Source organism: Stenotrophomonas sp. 93052_Sma, assembly GCF_056481145.1.
In genome coordinates this window covers 860,834-878,240 of sequence record NZ_CM151134.1, presented here as the reverse complement: position 1 = coordinate 878,240, position 17,407 = coordinate 860,834, and the positions used below count along the sequence as shown (strand labels likewise).

The window sequence follows — 17,407 nt, the reverse complement described above, 5'->3', positions numbered from 1 at the left end:
TGCCTGAAGCCAGGAGATGACCCGATGTTGGACGCCAACCTGCAGTCGCAGCTGAAGACCTATCTGGAGCGCGTGACCCGCCCGATCCAGATCACCGCGCACGCCGACGACGGCGCCAAGTCGCAGGAAATGCTGGAACTGCTGCAGACCCTGGACAGCCTGTCGGACAAGATCTCGCTGCAGGTGCTGCGCGATGGCCAGGGCCGTGTGCCGTCCTTCGACCTGGGCACCCCGGGCCAGGATATCCACCTGACCTTCGCCGGCCTGCCGATGGGCCACGAGTTCACCTCGCTGGTGCTGGCGCTGCTGCAGGTCGGCGGCCACCCGTCCAAGGCCACCGCCGAGCTGATCGAGCAGGTGCAGAACCTGGAAGGTGAATACAGGTTCGAAACCTACTTCTCGCTGTCCTGCCAGAACTGCCCGGACGTGGTGCAGGCGCTGAACCTGGCCGCGGTACTCAACCCGCGCATCCAGCACGTGGCCATCGACGGTGCCCTGTTCCAGGACGAAGTCGAGAAGCGCGAGATCATGTCGGTGCCGACCGTGTACCTCAACGGTGAAGTCTTCGACCAGGGTCGCATGACCCTCGAGCAGATCGTCGCCAAGCTGGACACCAATGCCAGCAAGCGCGATGCCGAGAAGATCGCCGCCAAGGACGCCTTCGACGTGCTGGTGGTGGGCGGTGGCCCGGCCGGCGCGGCAGCGGCGATCTACGCCGCGCGCAAGGGCATCCGCACCGGCATCGCCGCCGAGCGTTTCGGTGGCCAGGTGCTGGACACCATGGCGATCGAGAACTTCATCTCGGTGAAGGAGACCGAGGGCCCGAAGCTGGCCACGGCGCTGGAACAGCACGTGCGCGAGTACGAGGTGGACATCATGAACCTGCAGCGCGCCAGTGCGCTGGTGCCGGCCGGTGAAGACGGCCTGGTGCAGGTGCAGCTGGAGAACGGCGCGGTGCTGAAGTCGCGTTCGGTGATCCTGTCCACCGGCGCACGCTGGCGCCAGATGAACGTGCCGGGCGAAGACCAGTACCGCAACAAGGGCGTGGCCTACTGCCCGCACTGCGATGGTCCGCTGTTCAAGGGCAAGCGCGTGGCGGTGATCGGCGGCGGCAACTCCGGCGTGGAAGCGGCCATCGATCTGGCCGGCATCGTGTCGCATGTAACCCTGCTGGAGTTCGATTCCAGCCTGCGCGCCGACGAAGTGCTGCAGAAGAAACTGCGCAGCCTGGCCAACGTCACCGTGCTGACCAGCGCACAGACCACCGAAGTGCTGGGCGACGGCAGCCGTGTCACCGGCCTGGTCTACAAGGACCGTGTCGGCGGCGACGCCCACCGCGTCGAGCTGGAAGGCATCTTCGTGCAGATCGGCCTGCTGCCCAACACCGAGTGGCTGAAGGATGTGGTGGCGCTGTCGCCGCGTGGCGAGGTCGTCATCGACGACCGCGGCCAGACCAACCTGCCGGGTGTGTTCGCTGCTGGCGATTGCACGACGGTACCCTACAAGCAGATCATCATTGCCATGGGCGCCGGTTCGACCGCCGCACTGAGCGCGTTCGACCACCTGATCCGCTCGTCGGTGAGCAGCAGCAGCGGTGCCGTTGCTGAAGCGGCCTGATCCACCGTTCCCAGATCACCGGGAACATTGTCTGCCTGTCGGGTAACCATGCCGTCAGCCGGTCCGTTACCCCTGGGGTGTAAGGATGAACCTACGTGATCTGAAGTACCTGGTAGCCCTGGCCGACCACAAGCATTTCGGCCGGGCTGCCGCCTCCTGCTTCGTCAGCCAGCCCACGCTGTCCACCCAGATCCGCAAGCTGGAAGAGGAACTGGGCCTGCCGCTGGTGGAACGCGCACCGCGCAAGGTGATGCTGACCCCGGCCGGCCAGGAAGCGGCGGCACGGGCACGGGTGATCGTGTCCGAAGTGGAGCAGCTGAAGGAAGCGGCACGTCGCAGTCGCGATCCGGAAGCCGGTACGGTGCGCCTGGGGATCTTCCCGACCCTGGGCCCGTACCTGCTGCCGCATGTGATTCCGCGCATCCGCGATCGCTTCCCGGAGCTGGAACTGCTGCTGGTCGAGGAAAAGAGCGATGTGCTGCTGGACCGCCTGCGCGAAGGCAAGCTCGACGCTGCACTGCTGGCCCTGCCGGTGATCGACGACCAGCTGCATGCCGAGTTCCTGTTCGAGGAACCCTTCCTGCTGGCCGTATCCGGGCGCCACCCGCTGGCCCGTCGCGAACACCTGGACGTGCAGGAGCTGGCCACGCAGAAGCTGCTGCTGCTGGAAGATGGCCATTGCCTGCGCGACCAGGCACTGGAAGTCTGCCGCCTGTTCGGTGCCAACGAGAAGTCCGAGTTCCGCGCCACCAGCCTGGAAACCCTGCGGCAGATGGTCGCCGCCGACGTCGGCATCACCCTGCTGCCAAGCCTGTCGGTGCAGCCGCCGGTGCCGCGCTCGAACAACATCCGCCTGCTCGACTTCACCGGCGAAGGACGCCCCAGCCGCCGCATCGCCATGATCTGGCGCCGCAGCTCGGCCATGAACGACTTCCTGATGGAGCTGGCCGATCAGTTCAAGCGCCTGCCGCAGGCGCTGTTCACCCTGGAAGCGGTCAACGCCGCCGGCGACACGACCGCCCTGCCCGGCCCCGCGCTGAACGGCTGAACCCCCGCAGCACCGGCCTGGAATCGGCAGGAGTCGATTCCGGTCGCATTTGTCCCCACAATACAGACAGGCGGCGCCAGCAGGTGCCGCCTTTTGCATGGCTTTCAACCAAGGAGCTTCACCATGAGTACCGCCAGCGGCCTGCCGCCGTCGATCACCGTTTCCACCTTCGACATGGACCGCCTGGACGCCATGCTCGAATCCCCTGCGCTGAGCCAGACGCCTGCCGCGCTCGCGCTTGCTGAAGAACTCAACCGTGCCACCGTGCTGGCACCGGACCAGATTCCCGAAGGCATCGTCATGATGCATTCGCGCGTGGAGTGCGAAGATGAAGTGTCGGGCGAGAAGCACGTCCTGACCCTGGTCTTCCCCCGCGAAGCCAACGTCGATGAAGGCAAGGTTTCCGTGCTGGCCCCGGTCGGCAGTGCCCTGCTCGGCCTTTCGATCGGCCAGAGCATCGACTGGAACGCGCCCGGCGGCCGCAAGCTGCGCCTGCGCGTGACCGCGGTCCACAACGACCGCCCCTGATTACCGCTGCGCACCGCGCGCGATTCGATCCCCCTGCACCAGGAGCCATAATGAGTACCCCGTCCAAACTGTCCCAGCTGCGCGAACTGTCCGTGGTCGTTGCCGATACCGGTGACTACGAGGCGATCAAGCGCCTGCAGCCGGTGGACTGCACCACCAACCCGACCCTGGTGAAGAAGGCGCTGGACCTGCCGGTCTACGCCGAGCTGATCGAACGCGAACTGGCCTGGGGCCGCCGGCAGAGTGGCGACCGCGAAGCCGTGGTGCACGCCGTGGCCGACCGCCTGACCATCGGCGTCGGCGCGCTGCTGAGCACGCTGGTGCCGGGCCGCGTGTCCACCGAAGTGGATGCCGACCAGGCCCACGACACCGCTGCCACCGTAGCCAAGGCCCGCCAGTTCATCCAGATGTACGCCGATGCCGGCGTGCCGCGCGAGAAGATCCTGATCAAGATCGCCGCGACCTGGGAAGGCGTGGAAGCCGCGCGCATCCTGCAGGCCGAAGGCATCGACTGCAACCTGACCCTGATCTTCAACCCGACCCAGGCGCTGGCCTGCAGCGAAGCCGGCGCGTTCCTGATCTCGCCGTTCGTCGGCCGCATCCTGGACTGGTACGTGGCCAACGGCCAGACCCCGGCCAACATCGATGAAGACCCGGGCGTGAAGTTCGTTCGCGGCGTGTATGCCGAATTCAAGCGCCGCGGTTCGCCGACGGTGGTGATGGGCGCCTCGTTCCGTTCGACCGCGCAGATCGAAGCGCTGGCCGGTTGCGACCGCCTGACGATTTCGCCGGACCTGCTGGAGAAGCTGGACGCCGACCACGGCGAGCTGCCGCGCAAGCTGGTGGCCGGTGCGGCGGATGGCGCGGCGGTGACCCCGATCGATGCAGCGAAGTTCGCAGCGGATCTGGCGGCCGATCCGATGGCGACCGAGAAGCTGGCGACCGGTATCGATGCGTTTGCCAAGGATCTGCAGGCGCTGCGCGAGCGCATTCGTTCGGAACTGTGATTCCGGCCAACGGCTGAGCCCCTCGTGGCGGATCGTTTTGTAGAGTCGAGATCCTATGTTCGTGGTCAAGCCTGCTGGAAGCAGGCTTGACCCACCTTCAGCATGGCCGGATCGAAGTCCCGGCCGCTTTTGAAGACACCCCAGGCGATCCTGGCCAGCTTTCTGGCCAGGATGTTGAAGACGGCGGTGCTGGGGTGACCGCGTTTTGACAGCTCGTCGTAGAGCGGTTGCCCCCGACGACACCGCTTGAGCCCCATGGCGGCCATGTAGAGCATCTGGCGCAGCACTGGCGCGCCCTGTTTGGACAGCCGACGCCGTCCCGTTCTGCCGCCAGACTCGTTAGGCCGGGGATCCAGGCCGGTGCAGGCGATCCACGCGTTGGCGTTGGCCAACGGCCAGCGCGTCATGTAGTAAATCAGGTGAGCGGCGACGGCGGGGCCGATACCAGGGATGGTCAACAGGCGCTTGTAGAGCGCGCCATGCTCTCCATCGCGACCCAAGCGCTGCAGTTCGCTTTCCAGCTCGGACAGCGTCCCAGCCAGAGCGCAGAACAGATCTGACAGCTCCCCGGGGGCACTTTTGCTTACCCCGAAGGATTGCTCCAGGCGCGCGTGTCTTTACCAGCGTCTGCCGCTTGCGCAGCAAATCGTGCATCTGCTGCTGCTCGTCGGTACGCGGTACGTATTCACGCAGGCGATCGTTCTCCTTCTTCACGTACCGGGCGATCGCTTCGGCGTCCATGGCGTCCGTCTTGCCACGCGAGCCCGTCGCCCGGCCGTAGTACTTGATCAGACGTGGATTGATCACATAGACAACGTGGCCTGCCTGGCCAGCCATCCGAGCCAACAACTCGTAGTACCGCCCCGTCGCCTCCATGCCAATCCGGCATCGCTGGGGCAAGGTGTTGAGCCACTGGGCTATGCCGGCCCGGGTGTTGGCGATCCTGTCGCCGGCCTTGCGGTCGGCCACTGCCGGTACGAACTCCTTGGAGTCCACGTCCACGCCAATATCGAGAGAATCAGACATTTGTACGGCTCCCAGCTATCTTTAAGGGGCTGGGGTGGTACCGCACCGACGTTAGCTTGCCTACATCGACGATCCCCTTTGGGGGCCGTACGATCCTTTATCGACGTTCGTGTGCGGGATGGGGATCGCTCGACTCGTCTGTCGGCTAGTATCCGCAGATGCATGCTTGACGGTCCCTCCACCCTGGCTCCTACATACCTCGTAGGAGCCGGGAGGAACATACAAGCTTGCTCGACTGACTGCTAAAGCAAAAGCCGCGCTGGGTCGGGCGGGTTGGGTTCGCGGGAGACGCCGTGAATCCATCCCTGGAGGCTTGGCCGCGGCATCCATGCCGCGGACACTCCCGCGAACCCAACCCGCCCGCCCTCTGACAGTTTCCGGTGGCCGCGCGCCACGGATGAAAGAAAGAAGAGCAAAGCGGGTCGCGCGCTTCGCTTGCTCGGAGCGGAGCATGGCTCCGCTCTACAGAAAGCACTGCAGGATCAAACAAAAAGGACGCGGCGAACGCCGCGTCCTTTTTGTTTTCCTTCAGTTCGTCAGTAACCCAATGCTCTTGCCCCCCGTCACCGGGAAACTGTCGAAGGCGGGACGGGTGCAGATGGCGGGACCGTCCACGGCATGGATGCCGTGGCCGAGCCCCCATGGACGGGTTTACGGCGTGTCCCGCCATCTGTACCCGTCCCGCCAAACTCACAACAACCCAGAGCCGCTTTGGCTGTTGACGTTGATTTTGACGTTGCCCGCCGCAGGCGGACCACCGCGCGTCAGCGCGGCGCCTCCACATCCAATCCGATCGGGCAGCTCACCCCGGTGCCGCCGATGCCGCAGTAACCGTTCGGGTTCTTCGCCAGGTACTGCTGGTGATAGTCCTCGGCGTAGTAGTACGCCGGTGCCGGGTACACGATCTCGGTGGTGATCGGCCCGTAGCCGGCTGCGGCCAGCTGCGCCTGGTAGGCCTCGCGGCTGGCCAGCGCGGCGGCGTACTGCGCCTCGTCGGTGGCGTGGATCGCCGAACGGTACTGGGTGCCGGTGTCGTTGCCCTGGCGCATGCCCTGGGTCGGGTCGTGGCTTTCCCAGAACAGCTGCAGCAGCCGCTCCAGGCTCACCACCGCCGGGTCGAACACCACCTGCACCACTTCGGTGTGGCCGGTCAGGCCCGAGCACACCTCTTCATAGGTCGGGTTCGGGGTGATGCCGCCGGCGTAGCCCACCGAGGTGCTGTACACGCCCGGTTCGGTCCAGAACTTGCGCTCGGCGCCCCAGAAGCAGCCCAGCGCGAAGCGGATCTGCTGCAGGCCGGCGAAACGGTCCTTCAGCGGATGGCTGTTCACGAAGTGCTGGTTGCTGTGCAGCGGCAGCGGTTGGTCACGCCCCGGCAGTGCTTCTTCCGGGCGCGGCAGGCGCTGCTTGAAGGCGCCGATGCCGAGGATGCCCTGGCCAATTCCCAACATGATGCGCTCCTACGCCGGAAGGCCGGCTATGTCGTCTGCATCGGAAATGGGGGCGTCCGGCGCGTGGCCCAAGTCCAGCGCCGCCACGATGTCCTCGGCCTGCGGCCGTGCCGCACCAGGGATGCCCACCCGCAGCACGCCGAACAGTGGCAGCTCGCCCATGCCGCCCAGCAACGACTCGCCGAACACGAAGGCCGGGATGCCGGCATCCTCCAGCGCGTGCTTGACCAGGTGGGCGTCGAACAGGTTGTCGGCCTTGTACACGATGTGCATGCGGCAGCTCCGTGGGACAGGGTTCCAGCATACGCCCGGGGGCTGAATGGTGGTGGTGACGGCGCATGACCGTTCTGCCGGCCAGCGGCCGGCACTACCCAATTGCACGGCGATCCACATTCCGCCGGCCGGCGGCCGGCGCTTCCGGGAAGAGGGCCTGGTAGTGCCGGCCGCTGGCCGGCATCCCCACGCCCCACCGGGCAGCCCTGCCCGGTACGCGCTAGACTGTTGGTCTTTCTGCCTTTCTTTTCGCCGACTCATGTCCGAGCACACCCCCGCCAGCCCCGAGACCCCCGCCGACAGCCACGAAAAGCGCGATTTCATCCGCCAGATCGTGCGCGAGGACCTGGCCAGCGGAAAGCACCAGGCGATCAAGACCCGTTTCCCGCCGGAACCGAACGGCTACCTGCACATCGGCCATGCCAAGTCGATCTGCCTGAACTTCGGCATCGCCGGCGAGTTCAGCGGCGTGTGCAACCTGCGCTTCGATGACACCAACCCGGCCAAGGAAGACCCGGAATACGTGGCCGCGATCCAGGACGACGTGCGCTGGCTGGGCTTCAGCTGGAACGAACTGCGCCATGCTTCTGACTACTTCCAGACCTATTACCTGGCCGCCGAAAAGCTGATCGAACAGGGCAAGGCCTATGTCTGCGACCTGTCGGCCGAGGAAGTGCGCGCCTACCGCGGCACCCTGACCGAGCCGGGCCGCCCGTCGCCGTGGCGCGACCGCAGCGTCGAGGAAAACCTCGACCTGTTCCACCGCATGCGCGCCGGTGAATTCCCGGATGGCGCGCACCCTGCGCGCCAAGATCGACATGGCCAGCGGCAACATCAACCTGCGCGATCCGGCGCTGTACCGCATCAAGCACGTCGAGCACCAGAACACCGGCAACGCGTGGCCGATCTACCCGATGTACGACTTCGCGCACGCGCTGGGCGACTCGATCGAGGGCATCACCCACTCGCTGTGCACGCTGGAATTCGAAGACCACCGCCCGCTGTACGACTGGTGCGTGGACAACGTCGATTTCGCCCATGACGACACGCTGACCCAGCCGCTGGTCGACGCCGGCCTGCCGCGCGAAGCCGCCAAGCCGCGCCAGATCGAGTTCTCGCGCCTGAACATCAATTACACGGTGATGAGCAAGCGCAAGCTGATGGCGCTGGTTACCGAGCAGCTGGTGGACGGCTGGGAAGACCCGCGCATGCCGACCCTGCAGGGCCTGCGTCGCCGTGGCTACACCCCGGCCGCGATGCGCCTGTTCGCCGAGCGCGTGGGCATCAGCAAGCAGAATTCGCTGATCGACTTCAGCGTGCTGGAAGGCGCGCTGCGCGAAGACCTGGACAGCGCCGCGCCGCGCCGCATGGCGGTGGTCGACCCGGTCAAGCTGGTGCTGACCAACCTGCCGGAAGGCCACGTAGAGCAGCTCACCTTCAGCAACCACCCGAAGGACGAGAGCTTCGGCAGCCGCGAAGTGCCGTTCGCACGCGAAGTGTGGATCGACCGCGAGGACTTCGCCGAAGTGCCGCCGAAGGGCTGGAAGCGCTTGGTCCCGGGTGGCGAAGTGCGCCTGCGCGGTGCCGGCATCATCCGCTGCGATGAAGTGATCAAGGATGCCGACGGCACCATCACCGAGCTGCGTGGCTGGCTGGATCCGGAATCGCGTCCGGGCATGGAAGGCGCCAACCGCAAGGTCAAGGGCACCATCCACTGGGTCAGCGCCGTACATGGCGTGCCGGCCGAGATCCGCCTGTACGACCGCCTGTTCTCGGTGCCGAACCCCGACGACGAATCGGAAGGCAAGACCTATCGTGATTACCTCAATCCGGAATCGCGCCGCACCGTCACCGGCTATGTCGAGCCGGCCGCGGCCAGCGCTGCCCCGGAGCAGTCGTTCCAGTTCGAACGCACCGGCTACTTCGTGGCCGACCGCCGCGACCACACCGAAGCCAAGCCGGTGTTCAACCGCAGCGTGACCCTGCGCGACACCTGGTCGGCCTGAGGACCTGCGCGGGCGCCAGCACGGCGCCCGCATGACTCCGACGATGATCACCGCCCTTTCCGTCCTGTTCTGGTTCATCTCGCAGCATCCGCTGCTGACGTTCTTTTCGGCGATGGTGCTGGCCGGGCTGGTCTCGTGGTGGCGGCGTTTTCCGGGCTACGCCATCGTGGTGTTCCCGCTGGCGATGCTCAACATCTTCCTCGGCCACTTCCTCAACGCCGCCTTCCTCAACGTGGTGGGCGAGCGTGGTGAAGCGGTGATCGTGAAGTCCGAGCGCACCAGTTCGACGATGAACGAGCAGTACATCTGGCGCTACGAAGGGGTGCTGCGCACCGCCGAGGGCCGCGACGTGGAGGTGGTGTTCCACACCAACACCGCCTCGCTGTGGCCGCTGGAGAACGCGATCCGCATCCCGGCGCCCGACCAGCCGTTCGTGGTCAAGTACACGCCGGGTTTCCCGCGCAACTTCGTCATCCTCACCAACGAATCCCCGCACGGCATCGCCCAGGCCCGTGCCAGCGCGCGAGCGGGTGGAAGTGGCGGCACGCAAGCTGCATTTCAGCCCCGGCAACGCCGATTTCCGCGCGGACTATCGCCGCGAGTTGGAAACCTGGCTGCGCGACCACGGCAACGATCCGCAGCAGCAGTCCGACGCGCAGCGATATCGCGCCGAACTTGACGCGCTCGACCGCTAGATCCCCAGGCCTTGCCTGGATGTTCCACCCCATCCACAGGCCTGACATGACCACGACCTCCACCGCCCTCCTCCCGCTGCTGCAGCAGGTCCTGCAGGAGGCCGGCATCGCCAGCCACGTCGACGGCGACGCGCTGCTGCTGGACAGCGGCCTGCACCTGACCCCGCATGCGATGGCCGCGCACGCGCGCGACAACGGCGGCTGGCAGACCTCCACCGTCATCGAGAGCCAGCATCCGGTGCTGTTCGCCGATGGCCTGTTCGAGTACCAGCACGCCAACGGTGCCGATGAGCAGGCATCGCTGCTGTCCGGCTTCCAGGCCTGGGTGCGGGTGGACCTGGCCACGCTGCAGACCGCGATCGGCGCCGAAGACGCGCAGGGCCTGCCGATGATGGGCCTGACCTATCCGGCCGGCGATGACGGCGAGGAACACCAGCGCACCGTAGTGCTGGGGCCGCTGGCGCACTACCGCGCACAGGAGGTGGATGCCTCCACCTGTAGCGAGGACGACCACGGTTCCTGCCCCTGCTGCCTGTTCACCCGCAGCATGGAGGCCTTCGATGAGCTGCTGAAAGCCCGCCAGTTCCTCGCCATCCGCCTGTTCGCCTCGCGCGATGCCGACGGCCTGTGCGAAGCCGACTGCCGGGTCAACGGCCACGACTTCGCCGCCGCCCTGCCCCTGCTGCGCGCCTACGCGGCCAGCTGGCCGCAGGCCGGGCTGGAGTTCCGCAAGCAGTACGTAGTGATCCGCACCGGCTCGCCGGGCTGACCCACCGCCACACCCGATACAGGCCGGTGCGGCTACACTGCGCGCCGGTTTCCCAAGCAACCGCACCTTCTTCCATCCCATTACGAGGCACCCCCGCGATGCTGTACGCGCAAGTCCACCTGACCCTTCCCGCCTGGATCCACGACCAGATCGACCTGGATCGTCGATATCCGGGCGATGAGGCCAAGGTCGCGCTGGCGATCGAGCTGTCGCGGCTGAACGTCGAGCACGCCAGTGGCGGCCCGTTCGGTGCAGTGGTGTTCGGCCCGGATGACAAGGTCATCGCCGCCGGCGTGAACCGGGTGATGCCGCACGCGACCTCGCTGGCGCACGCCGAGAACATGGCCTACATGCTGGCCCAGCAGCGCCTGCAGACCCCGCGCCTGAACGCAGTGCTGTCGCCAGTCACCCTGGCCACCAGCTCGCAGCCGTGCTGCCAGTGCTACGGTGCCACCGTGTGGGCCGGCATCGACCGCCTGCTGATCGGTGCCAACTCGGCCGACGTCGAGGAACTGACCCCGTTCGATGAAGGTCCGCTGCCCGCCGACTGGGTGGGCGAACTCAACAAGCGCGGCATCGAAGTGGTGCAGGGCCTGAACCGCGACGCCGCGCGCAGCGTGCTGCGTGCCTATGGGGAAAGCGATGGCGCCCGTTACTGAGGCCGGCATCGGCCTGCTGTGCCTGTGCCGGCAGGGCTTCGAGCCCGAGCTGGCCGGCGAACTGCAGTTCCGCGCAGGTGAAGCCGGTTTCGCCGGCTACGCACGCACCCAGCGCAATGACGGCTATGTGCTTTTCATGTGCGACGAAGCCGCCGCCCTGGCGCCGCGCCTGCGTTGGCGCGAGCTGATCTTCGCTCGGCAGAAGCTGGTGGTGCTGGCCGAGCTGCCACAGCTGGACCCGAGCGACCGCATCACCCCGATGCTGGAGGTGCTGGCCGATGCGCCGCGCTTCGGCGACCTGTGGGTGGAACATCCCGATTCGGACGCCGGCAAGCCGCTGTCCGGGCTGGCCCGTGCCTTCGGCAATGCGCTGCGCCCGGCGCTGCGCAAGGCCGGCAAGCTCACCGACAAGCCGAACGACCGCCTGCCGCGCCTGCACGTGGTGTTCGTCGACGGCACCCACGCCTTCGTCTGCGTGGCCGACCCGGCCGACAGCGCGCCGTGGGCACTGGGCATTCCGCGCCTGAAGCTGCTGCCCGAAGCGCCATCGCGTTCGGCGCTGAAGCTGGACGAAGCGTTGCTGACCCTGTTGACCCCGGAAGAACGCGAGGCGCTGGCCAGGCCCGGCATGCGCGCGGCCGACCTGGGTGCCGCACCCGGCGGCTGGACCTGGGTGCTGACCCGCCAGCACATGCACGTGCTGAGCATCGACAACGGCCCGCTGCGCCAGCACGTGCTGGACACCGGCCTGGTCGAGCACCTGCGCGCCGATGGCTTCCACTGGCACCCGGAACAGCCGCTGGACTGGATGGTCTGCGACATGGTCGAGCAGCCGCGGCGCGTGGTCGAACGCATGGCCACCTGGTTCCGCGAAGGCTGGTGCAGGCACGCGATCTTCAACCTGAAGCTGCCGATGAAGAAGCGCTGGGACGAAACCCGCTTGTGCCTGGACCTGTTCCAGGAGCAGGCCTGCAAGCCGCTGGTGGTACGCGCCAAGCAGCTCTATCACGACCGTGAGGAGATCACGGTACTGGCCTCGCCGCTGCGCTGAGGAACATGCCCGCCGGGCATGGCCCGGCGCTACCGAGGAAGGGAACCATGCGATACCACCCGCTCGCCATGCTGATCACCGTGCTGGCAGCCGCACCGGCCATTGCCCAGCAGCTGCCGCACCCCCTGCACAGAGCCAGCCACTGGGCCCGACCGGCGGTGCGATCCGCCAGCAACCGCTGGATGCCGGCCGGGTCAGCGGCAGCGTCGAGATTGCACGGCCGGCCGGCGAGGCACAGGTGACCGTGCGTTCGCTGGAACCAAGCAGCGTGGTCGGCCAGTACCGCATCCACTTCGCTGCGCTGGATGTGAACAGCGATGGTTTCATCAGCCGCGAGGAAGCGCAGGCCAATCCGGCGCTGGCCGATGAGTTCAATGCGTTGGACGTGAAGCGTCGCGGCAAGCTGGATCGTGCCGACCTGGCTGGTTGGCTGGTTGATTGATCCACCGGCGCGATCTTCATCCACGCATGGCGTGGATCTACTGGATCAACGGCGGTAGCGGAGCCCGCTTCTGGTAGGTGCCAACCTTGGTTGGCACATCCATCAGGCATCCTGGGCCCAGATGAGGCGAGGGTATTTCCAGCCTTGTGCCAACCAAGGTTGGCACCTACCAGAGCGACGTTGGCACCTGCCAGAGCGACCTGTATTCCGGTCAGACGCCGGCGGCGCGCTTCCAGAACGCCTGCACCAGCGGCGGCCATTTGCCGACGCAGCCCAGCGCGCGTCCACGGGCCAGGGTCAGGTGCATTTCGTCGTTGGAGAACAGGCGGTTGATCGCATCGAAACTGTAGGCGGCGATGTGGTTGTCGCTGCGCCGTTCGCGTGCCCAGCGCTGCAGGCGCTGCGGCGACAGCCGCGGCTGGCCGCGGCGTTCGGCCGACGGCGCCAGCCACTGCTGCAGGGCGGCGACATCGCGCAGGCCCAGGTTCACGCCCTGCCCGGCCAGCGGATGCACCACATGCGCAGCATCACCCAGCGCCAGCACGCGGCCAGCCACGTAGTGACGGGCCAGCTGGCGACGCAGCGGGAAGGCCGCACGCGGTGACGCCAATCGCAGTTCGCCCAGGCGCGCAGCGAAGGCACGGGTCAGTTCGCGGTTGAAGGCGTCCTCGTCCAGGGCCAGCACGCGAGCCGCTTCATCCTCGGGCAGGGTCCAGACGATCGAACTGCGACGCTCGGCCACCGGCAGCAGCGCCAGCGGCCCGGTCGGCAGGAAGCGCTGCCAGGCCGTGGCCTGGTTGGGAAGATCGCTGTCCACATAGGCCACCACGCCACGCTGGTGGTAGTCATGCTTTTCAACCTCGATCCCGGCCAGCTGGCGCAGGGTTGACTCGGCACCGTCGGCGGCCACCGCCAGTGCCGCTTCCAGGCGGCGCCCGTCATCCAGCCGCAGGCGCACGCCGTCTTCATCCTGTTCCAGCGCTTCCACCCGTGCTGGGCAGTGCAGCTGCACGCCCGCCGCCGGCAGCGCCGCCCACAGACGATCCTGCAGCAGGCCGTTCTCGACGATGTAGCCCAGCTCACGACGGCCGAAGCGATCGGCGTCGAACAGCAGATCCTCGCCACCGGCCGCATCCCACACCTGCATGCGCCGGTAAGGCCAGGCGCGGGCCTGCGCGATCGCCGGCCACACACCCAGGCGGTTCAACAGCTGCACGTTGTCAGCGGCGAAGGCGAACACGCGCAGGTCCGGCTGTGCGGCCTGCCACGGTGCCGGTTCACGGCCTTCCACCAGCGCTACCGACAGGCCGGCATCGGCCAGCGCCAGCGCACACGCGGCACCGACCACGCCACCACCAACGATGGCCACATCAAGACGCGTGCGCCGGCTCATGCGGCTTCTCCGCGGCACAGGCGCGGCACGTCACCACGGAAGCCCATCGCACCACCGACCAGCATCGACTGCACCGACGCGCGCTGTGCGGCCACCAGGCCGAGGCTGCGCAGCGGCCGCATCAGCGGTGCCGGGTTGCTGGTCAATCGTGCCAGCCCACCGGAGAACGCCACCGTCTGCCGGCGATCTTCCTCGCGACGCGCGACGTAGGCCTTCAGCAGTGCATCACTGCCGGCATCCTCATGCGCATCCTCCAGCAGTTCGGCCAGGGTCAGCGCATCGCGAAGGCCCAGGTTGAAGCCCTGTGCGCCCAGCGGATGGATGGTCTGCGCGGCATTGCCGAGCAGCACCGTGCGCTCACCGGCCAGCGCGCGCCAGCACCTGGATGAGCGGGTAGGCGCTGCGCGGGCCGGACTCGAGCAGGCGGCCGGCACGCCAGCCGATCGCGCTCTGCAGGCGTTGCAGCCAGGCCGCATCGTCCAACGCCATCACCGCATCGGCCTGGTCGCGCGCTACGCCGTGCACGGTGCCGAAGTGACGATCGCCACGCGGCAGCAGGGCGGTTGGGCCGGTATCGGTGAAGCGTTCCCAGGCGGTGCCATCCGGCGCGCTGGCTGCGCACGCGGGCCACGAACAGGGTCTGCTGGAAATCATGGCGGTCGACTTCGATGCCCAGCGCGCCACGCACGCCGCTGGTGGTGCCATCGGCCCCCACCACCAACCGTGCCAGCAGCACGCGTTCGCCAGCCTCGTCAGCCACCCGTACCTGGCGGTAACCATCGACCACCTCACCCAGCCCCAGGAACCGCATCGGCCGGTAACGGCGCAGGCGCGGCAGTTCCTGCAGGCGCGCTTCCAGCGCCTGGCCGAAATCGCGCGACCACCACCTGGCCGAACCACGGCCGGTCGTAATCGGCCGCTTCGAGCTGCACACGGCCGAAATCGCCGGCACGACTGACATGGATGCGCCGGATCGGGCCCGGTGCCATCGCCAGCTTCTGCATCACCCCCAGCGCGGTCAGCGCATTGACGGTGGCAGCGGCGAAACTGAGATTGCGCTGGTCGAACACCGCAGGCAGCTCGCCGGCCGGGCTGGCCTCAAGCAGGCCCACGTCGCGGCCCAGGCGGTCCAGGGCAATGGCCAGGCTGGCACCGACCAGGCCACCACCGACAATCAGCACGTCATGTCGTTCACTCATGTGTTCATGATACGCGCTCGCCCCGACTGTACGCCGAACGGGCGGCACCTGCGCCAACCTGCGCGGCGGGCTAGAATGAAACCTGAATCCGCTCCGGGCCCCCACCATGTCCGATACCGCCAACCGCGCCTTCGTCCTGTCCGTACTCGTACTGCTGCTGGCGGCGACCCGGGTCAATCACTTCGCGGCCATTCCGGATGCCTCCTGGGCCGTGTTCTTCATCGGTGGCTTCTACCTGGCGCGCTGGACGCGCTGGGCGTTCCCGCTGCTGATGGTGTTCGCGGTGCTGGTGGACTGGATCGTGATCCGCAGCAGCGGTCTGGATTTCTGGCAGCACTACTGCGTGTCGCCGGGCTACTGGCTGCTGCTGCCGGCCTACTTCTCTTTGTGGGCCGGCGGCATGCTGCTGGGCCGCAACTACCAGAGCGCGCTGGCCGGTACTGGCCAAGGGCGCAGTGCTGCTGGTCGCTTCGGTGGCGATCTGCCACCTGCTGGCACAGGGCGGTTTCTACTGGAGCAGCCGCAACGTGGCCGAGCCGACCCTGGCCGGCTGGGCACAGAACTACGCACAGTGGTTCGGGCCCTACCTGCGCACCACGGCGATCTATGTGGCGCTGGCTGCCGCGCTGCAGCTGGCCGTGGAGCAGGTGTTGAAGCTCCAGCAGGCCCGCCGCGACATCCGCCACTGAGCCGCACCATGGGTCATCGCCTCTCGCGCATCTACACCCGCACCGGCGACGACGGCAGTACCGGCCTTGGCGACGGCCAGCGCGTGGCCAAGGATGACGCCCGTGTCGCCTCATACGGCACCGTCGACGAGGCCAATGCCGCGCTCGGCCTGCTGCTGGCCGCGCCCCTGCCCGAGGATGTGCGCGCGCTGGTGGTGCATCTGCAGCACCAGCTGTTCGACCTGGGCGCCGAGCTGTGCATTCCCGGCCATGCCGCGATCCACGCCGCGGACGTCTCGGCGCTGGAACAGCAGCTGGACCATTACAACGCCGACCTGCCGATGCTGAAGGAATTCATCCTGCCGGCCGGCGGCGAGGCCGCCGCGCTGCCATCTGGCCCGCACCATCGTCCGCCGCGCCGAGCGCGAAACGGTCACCCTGGCCCGCCACGAGGCTGTGCGCAGCGAAGCGCTGCAGTACCTCAACCGGCTGTCGGACCTGCTGTTCGTGCTGGCCCGGGTGCTGGCCCGTGCCGATGGCCACGGCGAAGCGCTGTGGCAGCCACAGCAGCGCCAGCGCTGAGTCGGCACGATGCTGGTCTATACCCACCCGTCCTGCCTGCTGCATGACCCCGGCCCCGGCCATCCGGAGTGCCCGCAGCGCCTGCAGTACGTACTCGACGCACTGCACGCCGCCTTCCCTGATCAGCTGGACTGGCGCGAGGCGCCGCCGGCCAAGTTCGGCGAACTGACCCGGGTCCACGACAGCGCCCTGCTCGACTTCGTGCTGCAGCCGCAGACCGCGCCGCTGCGCCAGCTGGACATGGACACCTGGACCTCGCCAGGTTCGGCCAGCGCCGCCGTGCACGCCGCCGGTGCCGGTGTGGCCGCGGTCGATGCGGTAATGCTGGGCGAGGACCCGCTGGCCTTCTGCGCGGTACGCCCGCCGGGCCACCACGCCACCAGCAGCACGGCGATGGGCTTCTGCCTGCTGAACAACATCGCCATCGCTGCCGCCTATGCCCGTGACCGCCATGGCCTGGAGCGGATCGCGGTGGTCGATTTCGACGTCCACCACGGCAATGGCACCCAGGACATCTTCCAGCACGATGCCCGGGTCTCCTACTACAGCACCCACCAGGCCGGGCTGTTCCCCAATTCCGGCCTGCGCCGCGACCGCGGTGCCGGCAACCTGATGAACATCCTGTTGCCACCGGGCAGCGGCGGCTTCCGCTTCCGCAACGTCTGGGCCGACGAGATGCTGCCAGCCATCGACGACTTCCGTCCGCAGCTGCTGCTGATCTCCGCCGGCTTCGACGCCCACCTGCGCGACCCGCAGGCCGATCTGATGCTGGAGACCGACGATTTCGCCTGGATCACCCGTGAACTGCATGCGCTGGCACGCCGTCACGCCGCCGGCCGGGTGGTCTCGATGCTGGAGGGCGGCTACGACCTGCAGGCCCTGGCCGAGTGCAGCGTGGCCCATGTCCAGGCCCTGATCACCCCCTCTGCGGGTGCCTCCGCCGGATGAACCCGAACCGGCAGGCTCCGGCGCCCTTCATTGCCCCTATGCAAG

13 protein-coding genes and 6 pseudogenes are annotated in these 17,407 nt (G+C 67.4%); 13 read left to right on the top strand and 6 right to left on the bottom strand.

Annotated elements, in window-relative coordinates; translation table 11 throughout:
- Positions 1–24: 24 nt before the first annotated feature.
- The 4 genes from ahpF (at position 25) to ACZK2V_RS04030 (ending at position 4,200) form a co-directional block, all read left to right on the top strand.
- Entirely contained in the window at positions 25–1,617 is a 1,593-nt protein-coding gene (ahpF, locus tag ACZK2V_RS04045; RefSeq protein ID WP_149908812.1) for an alkyl hydroperoxide reductase subunit F, read from the top strand.
- An 85-nt stretch (positions 1,618–1,702) separates the two neighbouring features.
- Positions 1,703–2,665 (top strand): LysR substrate-binding domain-containing protein, encoded by a 963-nt coding sequence (locus ACZK2V_RS04040; protein WP_032129919.1) that lies wholly within the window; start codon positions 1,703–1,705, stop codon positions 2,663–2,665.
- Between the two features lie 123 nt (positions 2,666–2,788).
- Positions 2,789–3,193, top strand: a complete 405-nt coding sequence (rnk, locus tag ACZK2V_RS04035) for a nucleoside diphosphate kinase regulator (protein ID WP_005408156.1) — start codon at positions 2,789–2,791, stop codon at positions 3,191–3,193.
- Between the two features lie 50 nt (positions 3,194–3,243).
- Entirely contained in the window at positions 3,244–4,200 is a 957-nt protein-coding gene (locus ACZK2V_RS04030) for a transaldolase (protein ID WP_486322936.1), read from the top strand.
- A 65-nt stretch (positions 4,201–4,265) separates the two neighbouring features.
- Here the strand turns inward: ACZK2V_RS04030 and ACZK2V_RS04025 are convergent, their stop codons facing one another.
- The 4 genes from ACZK2V_RS04025 to ACZK2V_RS04010 form a co-directional block, all read right to left on the bottom strand.
- A complete protein-coding gene (locus ACZK2V_RS04025; RefSeq protein ID WP_486322935.1) occupies positions 4,266–4,607 on the bottom strand; it encodes a transposase in 342 nt (113 codons plus the stop codon).
- The gene (locus tag ACZK2V_RS04020; protein WP_486322934.1) at positions 4,540–5,226 is read right to left on the bottom strand and encodes an IS110 family transposase; all 687 of its coding nucleotides are present in this window, start codon (positions 5,224–5,226) and stop codon (positions 4,540–4,542) included. The genes ACZK2V_RS04025 and ACZK2V_RS04020 overlap by 68 nt, the downstream gene beginning before the upstream one ends.
- Before the next feature lie 764 nt (positions 5,227–5,990).
- Positions 5,991–6,656: a peptide-methionine (S)-S-oxide reductase MsrA gene (msrA, locus tag ACZK2V_RS04015; protein ID WP_049460935.1), complete on the bottom strand. Its 666-nt coding sequence runs from the start codon at positions 6,654–6,656 to the stop codon at positions 5,991–5,993.
- A gap of 30 nt (positions 6,657–6,686) precedes the next feature.
- Positions 6,687–6,950 (bottom strand): putative signal transducing protein, encoded by a 264-nt coding sequence (locus ACZK2V_RS04010; RefSeq protein ID WP_049460931.1) that lies wholly within the window; start codon positions 6,948–6,950, stop codon positions 6,687–6,689.
- A 259-nt stretch (positions 6,951–7,209) separates the two neighbouring features.
- Between ACZK2V_RS04010 and ACZK2V_RS04005 the strand changes: the two are divergent.
- The 6 genes and pseudogenes from ACZK2V_RS04005 (at position 7,210) to ACZK2V_RS03980 (ending at position 12,572) form a co-directional block, all read left to right on the top strand.
- A pseudogene (locus tag ACZK2V_RS04005) lies at positions 7,210–8,956 on the top strand (glutamine--tRNA ligase/YqeY domain fusion protein).
- 43 nt (positions 8,957–8,999) lie between these two features.
- A pseudogene (locus ACZK2V_RS04000) lies at positions 9,000–9,651 on the top strand (hypothetical protein).
- Between the two features lie 46 nt (positions 9,652–9,697).
- A complete protein-coding gene (locus tag ACZK2V_RS03995) occupies positions 9,698–10,420 on the top strand; it encodes a DUF6348 family protein (protein WP_049460925.1) in 723 nt (240 codons plus the stop codon).
- Between the two features lie 98 nt (positions 10,421–10,518).
- Complete coding sequence (locus tag ACZK2V_RS03990; protein ID WP_004154307.1) at positions 10,519–11,079, top strand: nucleoside deaminase; 561 nt, start codon at positions 10,519–10,521, stop codon at positions 11,077–11,079.
- A complete protein-coding gene (gene rlmM, locus ACZK2V_RS03985) occupies positions 11,063–12,130 on the top strand; it encodes a 23S rRNA (cytidine(2498)-2'-O)-methyltransferase RlmM (protein WP_486322933.1) in 1,068 nt (355 codons plus the stop codon). Before ACZK2V_RS03990 ends, rlmM begins: the two co-directional genes overlap by 17 nt.
- 47 nt (positions 12,131–12,177) lie before the next feature.
- A pseudogene (locus ACZK2V_RS03980) lies at positions 12,178–12,572 on the top strand (EF-hand domain-containing protein).
- Positions 12,573–12,783: 211 nt separating this feature from the next.
- Here the strand turns inward: ACZK2V_RS03980 and ACZK2V_RS03975 are convergent.
- Positions 12,784–13,965 carry a UbiH/UbiF family hydroxylase gene (locus ACZK2V_RS03975; protein ID WP_049398145.1) on the bottom strand — a complete coding sequence of 394 codons (1,182 nt, stop codon included), beginning with the start codon at positions 13,963–13,965 and terminating at the stop codon, positions 12,784–12,786.
- A pseudogene (gene ubiH, locus ACZK2V_RS03970) lies at positions 13,962–15,164 on the bottom strand (2-octaprenyl-6-methoxyphenyl hydroxylase). Before ubiH ends, ACZK2V_RS03975 begins: the two are co-directional and overlap by 4 nt.
- Positions 15,165–15,270: 106 nt before the next feature.
- Between ubiH and ACZK2V_RS03965 the strand changes: the two are divergent.
- From ACZK2V_RS03965 to ACZK2V_RS03955, 3 genes and pseudogenes are all read left to right on the top strand, one after another.
- Positions 15,271–15,853 (top strand): annotated as a pseudogene (locus ACZK2V_RS03965) (hypothetical protein).
- An 8-nt stretch (positions 15,854–15,861) separates the two neighbouring features.
- A pseudogene (locus tag ACZK2V_RS03960) lies at positions 15,862–16,414 on the top strand (cob(I)yrinic acid a,c-diamide adenosyltransferase).
- 9 nt (positions 16,415–16,423) lie between these two features.
- Entirely contained in the window at positions 16,424–17,362 is a 939-nt protein-coding gene (locus ACZK2V_RS03955; protein WP_032129908.1) for a histone deacetylase family protein, read from the top strand.
- The last annotated feature ends 45 nt before the right edge of the window (positions 17,363–17,407 follow it).

Coding starts and splice junctions, on each gene's coding strand:
- ahpF (WP_149908812.1), top strand. CDS start 25: ATGTTGGACGCCAACCTGCAGTCGCAGCTGAAGACCTATCTGGAGCGC.
- ACZK2V_RS04040 (WP_032129919.1), top strand. CDS start 1,703: ATGAACCTACGTGATCTGAAGTACCTGGTAGCCCTGGCCGACCACAAG.
- rnk (WP_005408156.1), top strand. CDS start 2,789: ATGAGTACCGCCAGCGGCCTGCCGCCGTCGATCACCGTTTCCACCTTC.
- ACZK2V_RS04030 (WP_486322936.1), top strand. CDS start 3,244: ATGAGTACCCCGTCCAAACTGTCCCAGCTGCGCGAACTGTCCGTGGTC.
- ACZK2V_RS04025 (WP_486322935.1), bottom strand. CDS start 4,607: ATGACGCGCTGGCCGTTGGCCAACGCCAACGCGTGGATCGCCTGCACC.
- ACZK2V_RS04020 (WP_486322934.1), bottom strand. CDS start 5,226: ATGTCTGATTCTCTCGATATTGGCGTGGACGTGGACTCCAAGGAGTTC.
- ACZK2V_RS04010 (WP_049460931.1), bottom strand. CDS start 6,950: ATGCACATCGTGTACAAGGCCGACAACCTGTTCGACGCCCACCTGGTC.
- ACZK2V_RS03995 (WP_049460925.1), top strand. CDS start 9,698: ATGACCACGACCTCCACCGCCCTCCTCCCGCTGCTGCAGCAGGTCCTG.
- ACZK2V_RS03990 (WP_004154307.1), top strand. CDS start 10,519: ATGCTGTACGCGCAAGTCCACCTGACCCTTCCCGCCTGGATCCACGAC.
- rlmM (WP_486322933.1), top strand. CDS start 11,063: ATGGCGCCCGTTACTGAGGCCGGCATCGGCCTGCTGTGCCTGTGCCGG.
- ACZK2V_RS03975 (WP_049398145.1), bottom strand. CDS start 13,965: ATGAGCCGGCGCACGCGTCTTGATGTGGCCATCGTTGGTGGTGGCGTG.
- ACZK2V_RS03955 (WP_032129908.1), top strand. CDS start 16,424: ATGCTGGTCTATACCCACCCGTCCTGCCTGCTGCATGACCCCGGCCCC.